Below are 7,998 nucleotides of genomic sequence, written 5' to 3'. Positions count from 1 at the left end.
CTGTTCTCGACCGTCAGACCGGCACCATCTGGCTCTGGATGACACACAATTTGGGCGAGGACCGCGAGCCCGACATTGTAGCCAGAAAAAGCCGCGGCACACGCACGGTGTGGCTCACCCACAGCAGCGATAACGGCCGAACGTGGAGCCCACCCGTCGATATGACCGAAAAAGTCAAACTCAAGAACTGGACATGGTACGCCACCGGGCCCGGATGCGGCATCCAAACCCGGTCAGGCCGCCTGATCATTCCATGCGATCATATCGACGATGCCGGCAACTGGGGATCGCACGTGCTTTATAGCGACGATCACGGCCAGACGTGGCACCTGGGTGGCTCGGCCGGGCCAAAGACCAACGAATGCGAAGTGGTCGAGCTGGCCGATGGCCGCCTGCTCCTCAATATGCGCAACTACAACCGAAACGTCCCCTGCCGTGCCATTGCCGAAAGTCACGACGGGGGACTCACGTGGTCACCCCTCAGGTATGACACGACACTCGTGGAACCGATATGTCAGGCGAGTATTCGGCGAGTCGAAGGTCTTTCGCTCAACGGGCAGCCACTGATTGCCTTCAGCAACCCGGCCGACACCAAGGAGCGAAAAAAGCTGACCGTCCGCGTTAGTGCCGATTCCTGTCAGAGTTGGCCGTGGAGCCTCGTCGTGTGGCCGGGACCGGCAGCCTACAGTTGCCTGGCTTCCCTGGCCGACGGAACCCTCCTGGTGCTCTATGAAAGGGGCAATACTCACCCCTATGAGCGGATCACCCTGGCACGCATCGCTGTCAGGCTGGCATCGGCGTCGAAAGAATCAAGCGACAGGACAAGCAACGGGAAAATCGGCAACTGAGCAGCCACGGGGAGTCACTTCCTATGCTGGACCGGTGGTTTCGTCTTCGGGAGAACAACACAACGGTTTCCACCGAGATACTGGCCGGGATCACCACTTTTCTTACGATGGCCTATATCATCGTCGTCCAGCCGCAAGTTCTTTCCGGCCGGATGTTTGGTCAGGACACGGGCATGGACTTTGGGGCCGTCACCTCAGCTACCTGCATTTCTGCTGCAATTGCCACGCTCGTCATGGGGCTTTACGCGCGGTATCCGATTGCTCTGGCTCCAGGAATGGGTGAAAACTTCGTGTTCACCCTCTCCCTTATTCCGGCAGCTCAGGCGTGGATTGAGACGGAAGTTCAGAGCGGCCGACTGACACCCGATGCAACCACCCCGTGGAGTATTGCCCTGGGCGTCATCTTCTACTCCGGAGTTCTCTTTTTCCTCCTGTCGGTATTGGGGTTGCGGGAGAAACTCCTCGAGGCCGTCAGCCCCAGCATGCGGAACGCCATCGCCTCCGGCATCGGGCTGTTTATTGCCCTGCTAGGATTGCAGGGCGCATCGATCATCATCGGCACCCCCAGCCAGATCGTGAAGTTGAGCCCACGACTGGCCAGTCCCGACGTGATTGTCTTTTTCGTGGGACTGCTGGTGACCGCGGGCCTTTATTCACGTCGTGTTCCCGGCTCCATCGTCATCGGAATCATTGCAGCGACCGTGCTGGCCGTGGTGCTTCAATGGGGAGTGCAAAGGATGCCTGCTTTGGCGGAGAACCCGGTGGTCAAAGAATCGGCGCTCATCCAGCGATTCACCCCCGCCGGGCAGGTTTTTTCGTCTCCGCCGTCCATGGCCAGCACCTTTGCCAGGATGGACCTGATTCACGCCCTGGCTCCGCCCATGATTCCCTTTATCTTTATTTTCCTCTTCATGGACCTTTTCGACACACTGGGCACACTGGTGGGTGTGAGTGAACAGGCAGGCTTCATCCGCGACAATCGGATCCCCCGTGCCAAACAGGCCTTGATGGCAGACGCCACGGGGACTGTGGTCGGTGCCGTTTGCGGCACGAGTACGGTCACGAGCTTCATCGAAAGTGCCGCTGGTGTCGAACAGGGCGGTCGCACAGGGTTGACGGCTGTCACCGTTGCGGTGTTGTTCCTTGTCGCGCCATTTTTCGCGCCCGTTATTGAAATGATCGGCAGTTATCCGCCCATCACCGCCTCGGCACTTCTCATTGTCGGATCCATGATGATGAAAAATGTGGTGAAAATCGAGTGGCAGCGACCCGCGGAAGCCATTCCCGCCTTCATCACGATGACAGGAATCGTGTTCAGCTATTCCATCGCGGATGGTCTGGCGCTCGGGTTTATCACCTATCCCCTTGTCAAATTTCTCGCTGGAGAAGGCCGCCAGGTCCACTGGCTCATGTACGCCCTGGCAGCGGTGCTGGTCGTCTATCTGGTGCTGGCCAAAGCCCATATGGGCTAAATGGGTAACAGCACACACCATCTTGATCACAGGGCTCAAGTCCCACAAAGACGCAGCACGGCCTCCCGGAAAAGAAGAGAATCCGCCGTGCCCCCGTTTTGACTCGCGCGGCGCTATCACCATCCCAGTGACCTGAAGGAGCGAGCCAAGCTCACAAACTTCGCCCGTTATGAGCTTACAAGTTGGTCGAAATCTTTGACCGCGATGGCCGGGTGTGTGCTGAAATGAATCCCCAGTTCGCGGCTGGCGGTAACCGACGCCTTGGCCGCCTGCTCCACGCCGGGGAGATCCACCACGATGACCAGGTCTACATTCCCCAGCGTGGCGTACATGGCCCGGACGCTGCCACCAAGATCTGTGATCATCTTCGTGAACCGCTCTGTTCTCTCAGTACTGATCTGAGAGAGCGCCTCTGGGGAATACTTGCCGAACATAACGAACGTCGCCATACTCCACCTCCTGACGTTGGGGTACCCAGGAACAGACCAATCGACGCCAGCCGGACACACTTTCCACAAAAGCGGCGGAAACAGCCGCTTCACAGGAACTTCCCACCCAGCTCAACAAAAAGCCGGGCGGGCACACTTACGGTTCGCCTGGTCCCCATGCTACGGGCTGCGATCAGCCTTGTAAACCGTCGTTGTGTGAAAAAGCCGTTTTTTCGGGTCGCTCACTCAGTTTTTGGAGTCGTTTGCGGCGACGAAGTCCACGCCGAGATAAACTCCGGAGAAATGAAAATGGGCTCCGTAATTCGCCAATTTTTCGGGATCCGGTCCCTGAGATCCTCCGCATCCAACGCGACGAGCGGACTGATTTCCACCGGCACTCCATCTTCCACAACCGCCCCGGCGGCCTGCAACCACGAACGGTGAAGAGCGATCATCTGCGCCCGAACATGCTCCGGTGCATCTTTCTCAGCCCCGGGTGCATTCTTCAGCGGCGCAAAATGCCTTGCCGCATCGACTTCGATAGCGATCGCGTTCTTTGCGTGGGGTATGAGATCAAAGATGAACTTCTCGAACTTGATCGCGTTGGGAGCAGTGGGTTTGACGTAGCCCTGATCGGGATCATAATAGTCGACTTTTTTCTGCGCGATGTGATAGGGGAGCGCGTCCGCAAGGTCTGCCACACGGAACAGAAAATCGACGTTAATGACGTGAACGCCAATGCTCCCTGCCCAGAGTAGAAGACTGCCGTCAGGCGCCCGTTTCTCCGCCAATTCCGGCGGCAAATCACTGTATTCGATGATGCACAGGCGGTCATCAACCTGCACCAGATTGCCTACCTTATCGAAGGGCGACTGTTTGGCAACCACTTCCGTGGACATTTCCGAACCGCTGAGGACATGATAACCGATCACTTCCGGTGCCAGAATGTCCACCAGGGGATTATCCACCTGGAAGTAGAAGATGTATTCGATGCCCCGGTCGCGGAGCTGTTGCAACGTTCCACTCCGGATAACGGCGGCCAGCATACCCCCGTGCCCATCCGGCGAAAGGGCCAGCGAATCCGGAGCCGCCAGAAGAATCTTGCCCGTATCCGCGTCTAACGAGGGCATGGTCCCCTGGCAGAAGATGTACAGGTCGTCGGCCGAAAGCCCAAATCTTCGGTGACTCTCCAGATACGTCACGGTTTCCTGGTGGGTGGCCGGACTGGTCATCAAAGCGAGCGGGATAGGGCGCCCCGCCTTTCTCGATCGAGCGAGTATCTTCTCAATGTGTATTTGAAACAGGCTGTGTCCGGAGACCGGACCGATGGGAAACATCCCCTTGGGATGCGGAAAGCCCAATCGGGTACCCTGCCCACCTGCCACCAGAAGGGCTGCCACGCGGCCTTCTCTGAGAAGCTGTTTCCCTTTGGCCCTCGCCTCCGCCGGAGGAATGCCCCGATAATCACTTCCCAGCCGCACCGCTCGCGGAGGTGACGCACGTTCCAGGAGGCCCGATACATCCAACACCTGGTGACGCTTTTCGTAGAGCTGTTGGAGAAGGGGCAGATCCAGCTCGCGAATTTGCTCACCTAACTTTTTGCGTTGTTCTTCTGTGAGCTGCGGCCAGGTTCGCAGGAGATGGGTCTGGCCGAACGGTTCCAGCAGCCGCTCCAATTCCTGGTAGAGTGGGTCCGGATGGAATCCGTCAGTCATCATATACCAAATCCCCCGTCATTTTTTTCTAATTGGAGTGTGAGCTTGCCTCCCCAAGCAGACGCAGTTCATTAAAACAGTCCCATGACCCGGGTGGAACCGGCCCTCCAATCCGCCCACGATGCAAAAAAGTCGAAAAGCGGACGTGAAAACCACGTTCCTCCAAAGATTCGCAGGGGCACGCTTGTCGTGCCCGCCTTGACCAGAGTTTACAACGCAAACGGCGCCGGGCCAACCGCCGCCAGATGAGGGTTGAGCCAGAACCGCGCGCCGCGTCAGGGGACGGTGTTCGGCACGGATGGAGGTAGCGGGGGGTTCGGAACCGTCTGAGATTGGGGGAACGCTCCCAGTCCGTCAGGGGACGGACCTGCTGCTGGCAGAGCACCAGACGGTCCGACCGCTGGCAGCGGGGGTTGAGCGGTGGCCCTCGAACGGAGGGCTTCAGCCCTCTCTAAAAGCTGCTGCGGCGGTGACACGGGCTGGGGGGTGAGCTGATATTCCAGGACGCGCGTGTCGCGAATTTCACGGCGGAAAATGTTTTCGGCAAAAAAGTCGAACGGCGGAACCTCGTACCAGGGTGGATTGATCCGCTCATAGACGGTGAGCGGTTGATAACCGTCCTTCACGAGCCGGATCTTTCTCGTTCCGTAGTACGTGAACGACGTCCCGATAGGCGTCAGCCCCACCTGATAGTCGTCCACATAGGCCATGGCACCGGGTGGGTTCGTGCGGATGAGGAGCCGCCGTTCCACACATCCGGCGGAAAAGGTCAGGGATCCGATCAGTAAAAGCGTTGTCAGCCACCTGACAATTACCTTCGCGGTTCGAAGTGTTGCCATAACCGGGCAGACTGGTAGAACCGTGATCGCATCACACGGCGAGAACCGTTTGCGCATCACCAACACTAAGGGGGATCCTCGGGGCTTTGGCATTCACTATCCCTGTCAGTGTCTGGCCACCGCTCCCTATTCAAAACTTGCCGAGCGGAGAAGTTTAACACGGGATGGAAATTTTGCCAACACGAAATTCCAGGGCACGATTCGTACCCTCGGGTCTAATTCCCCTTTCGTCTCGCGCAGCTATCGGGCAACGGGACCGGGGAACAACCTTGGCCGATTTCTCCGCCTCACGCCGCGATGCCCCCCCCGGAATGCCGCTCTCGGAAACCACTCCACCGCCTGGATATTTGACTGTGGCTATCTCGGCGCTAATAATTGGGGGCAAATAAAGTCACTCACAACTTCACAAATTCGCCCGCACAAGCGCGTTTCCAAAGGCGATCCAGGTGGCGGGTATCCGCAAAAATTATAAGCGTTGTTTGAATGCCAAGTTGGCTGGAGGTTACCCATGAAGACGCAAACGACACGACGGCAATTTTTGGGGACGTCTGCTGTGGGAGTGGCCGCTGTCTGGTTGGGCCGTACCGCCGCCCAAGCTTCCGCGATGGTTGCTCCGCCGAGCGAAACGGTCAACGTGGGACTTATCGGTTGTGGAGGGGAAGGCCGAGCCGTCGCCACCGCCCATCAAAGGTTACCCGACGCACGCATTGTGGCGGTGTGTGACGTCAACAAGCGCCGTCTGGAAGAGGCCAAAGCGCTGTTTGAAAAGTCAGGCGGAGCGGGCAGCATCGCGGCCTACGATGACTACCGCCGTGTCCTTGATCGTAAGGACATCGACGCGGTGATCGTGGCCACCAACGATCACTGGCACGTGCTTCCCACCATTCACGCCTGCCAGGCAGGGAAAGACGTATATGTGGAGAAGCCCCTGGGCGTTTGCATTGCCGAGGGCCAGGCGGCGGTCAAGGCCGCGGACAAATATCAACGAATCGTCCAAATCGGAACCCAGCAGCGAAGCTGGCCGCACTATCAGAAGGCGGCGGAAATCATCCAGTCCGGCCAGCTTGGCATCATTACCGAAGTTCGGGTTTGGGACTTCGACTGTATGTATCCCGGCTTCGGCTCTCCGCCGGACTCTGATCCTCCTGCCGAACTGAACTGGGACTTCTGGTTAGGACCTGCCCCGAAAGTGCCGTACAATCCGAACCGTTACAACCACTTCTACTGGTTCTTCGATTACGGCGGCGGATGGCAGGTGGATTGGGCCGTTCACCATTACCAGGTGGTCCACTGGTTCCTGCAAACCAAAGGACCTATCTCGGCCGCGGCGATGGGTGGTTTCTACTGCTTCGAGAACACCAATACGGAATGGCCGGACTCCTTCGTGGGCATTTGCGAATACGGTCCGACACCGGTGGCCCCCAAGGGATTTGTCCTCCAGTACACCTTCAGCGGTGCGGCGCGTCGCCAGCGTCGCTCCCACGCAAAATGCTTTTACGGCACGAAAGGCTCGATGCTCATCGACCGCAGCGGTTTCACCATCACCTGGGAGGCGGGAGAAAACCGCGAACCCAAGGACGAGACCACGGTGGAAAACGAATTCAAAAAGGACACTCACATCGCGAGTCTTCAGGCGCACGCGCGGGTCTTCCTGGATTCCATCAAGTCGCGGCAAAAGCCACCGGCGGACGTGCTCGTGGGACACCAGGCGACGAATCCCGGACATTTGATGAATATCGCGTGGAAGTTGGGCCGAAAGATTCACTGGAATCCGGAAAAGGAGGAAATTGTGGGAGACTCCGAGGCCGCGGCACTTCTTACTAAACCCTATCGCGCCCCGTGGAAACTCGAAGTTTAATGGTTTCCAGCATGCTTCATCACGCTGGAAGCGTCCGTGACACGGTCACGTGATATCCCGTGATTAAAAAGTTGACAAAAAGAACAGCGGGCGGCAGTGAATGCCGCCCGCGTATGTTTATTTCGTCAGGTTTTAGCGGGAGGCTGCTGGCGCCCGCTCGTGCTACATGCCTCTGCATGTTGTTTCGGTCGCACGTGCCACAGAAGGCCCTGCCACACACATTTTTTTGCTGGATCGTCCAGCCGGCGTCTGGCTAAGAAGTTGGGCTCAAACGGGCTTGTGCCGGACCGACCCAATTGAGCACGTCATCGCTGACGCTGGCAGCCTCGGGTCAGAGAGATGACTCTGGACTTCGCTAATCCCTCCTTTTACTTTTCCAGAAAAGACCACAATCACCATTCCCACTTGCTTTGGGCGCCCGACTCCGCCGTCGGACGCCCCTCAGCCAGGATCGGATCGTGCGTAGGCTCGACGCATGATTTTGCCTCCAGAGAAGAGGGTTCCGATTCAACCTTCTCGAGCCTCCACTATAGGATATACTCGGTTCGCGACAAAAGTCAAAGGAATTTCTTGCGATGACTTAGGGCAACTTGCGTGCCATCGAAGTTGCAACTGATCCAACCGCAAAGGCTTCTCCAGCCCGCAAACTTCTCGCCTGAGCACTTCCCAGTTGTCCTCGCGAACTCGCTTTTTCTACCTTATAAGACGAGGGTCATCACCCGCAGGTTCGCGTGAGATTTCACCAAAATTTCCGCCCGTTGGTCAACCGGTGTCGTTTACCCGGCACACTCTTACTGGTCCTACCGATATATTCGGCTGAAAGCCCGCGAGTCGTTCA

Annotated in this window: 6 protein-coding genes; 3 read left to right on the top strand and 3 right to left on the bottom strand. The window is 57.8% G+C overall.

The window, feature by feature from the left end:
• Positions 1-848 (top strand): sialidase family protein (locus tag H5U08_RS06050; protein WP_297031265.1); only part of this gene is annotated, 848 nt, incomplete at its 5' end.
• Between the two features lie 23 nt (positions 849-871).
• On the top strand, positions 872-2,320 hold the full coding sequence (locus H5U08_RS06045) for an NCS2 family permease (protein ID WP_297031263.1): 1,449 nt from the start codon (positions 872-874) through the stop codon (positions 2,318-2,320).
• 167 nt (positions 2,321-2,487) lie between these two features.
• On the opposite strand, the gene H5U08_RS06040 is transcribed toward H5U08_RS06045, so the two are convergent.
• The 3 genes from H5U08_RS06040 to H5U08_RS06030 all read right to left on the bottom strand — a co-directional run bounded on the left by H5U08_RS06040 (position 2,488) and on the right by H5U08_RS06030 (position 5,302).
• Entirely contained in the window at positions 2,488-2,769 is a 282-nt protein-coding gene (locus H5U08_RS06040; protein WP_297031261.1) for a GYD domain-containing protein, read from the bottom strand.
• 221 nt (positions 2,770-2,990) lie between these two features.
• On the bottom strand, positions 2,991-4,466 hold the full coding sequence (locus H5U08_RS06035) for a UDPGP type 1 family protein (RefSeq protein ID WP_297031260.1): 1,476 nt from the start codon (positions 4,464-4,466) through the stop codon (positions 2,991-2,993).
• Between the two features lie 272 nt (positions 4,467-4,738).
• The gene (locus H5U08_RS06030) at positions 4,739-5,302 is read right to left on the bottom strand and encodes a PEGA domain-containing protein (RefSeq protein WP_297031258.1); all 564 of its coding nucleotides are present in this window, start codon (positions 5,300-5,302) and stop codon (positions 4,739-4,741) included.
• Positions 5,303-5,810: 508 nt separating this feature from the next.
• Between H5U08_RS06030 and H5U08_RS06025 the strand changes: the two genes are divergently transcribed.
• Complete coding sequence (locus H5U08_RS06025) at positions 5,811-7,160, top strand: Gfo/Idh/MocA family oxidoreductase (RefSeq protein WP_297031257.1); 1,350 nt, start codon at positions 5,811-5,813, stop codon at positions 7,158-7,160.
• The last annotated feature ends 838 nt before the right edge of the window (positions 7,161-7,998 follow it).

Origin of the sequence: Thermogutta sp. (genome assembly GCF_014359955.1) — a bacterium.
In the GTDB taxonomy this organism is placed as follows: Bacteria; Planctomycetota; Planctomycetia; order Pirellulales; family Thermoguttaceae; genus Thermogutta.
Note: the sequence above shows the minus strand (reverse complement) of the source record. Positions and strands in the feature narration are given on the sequence as shown.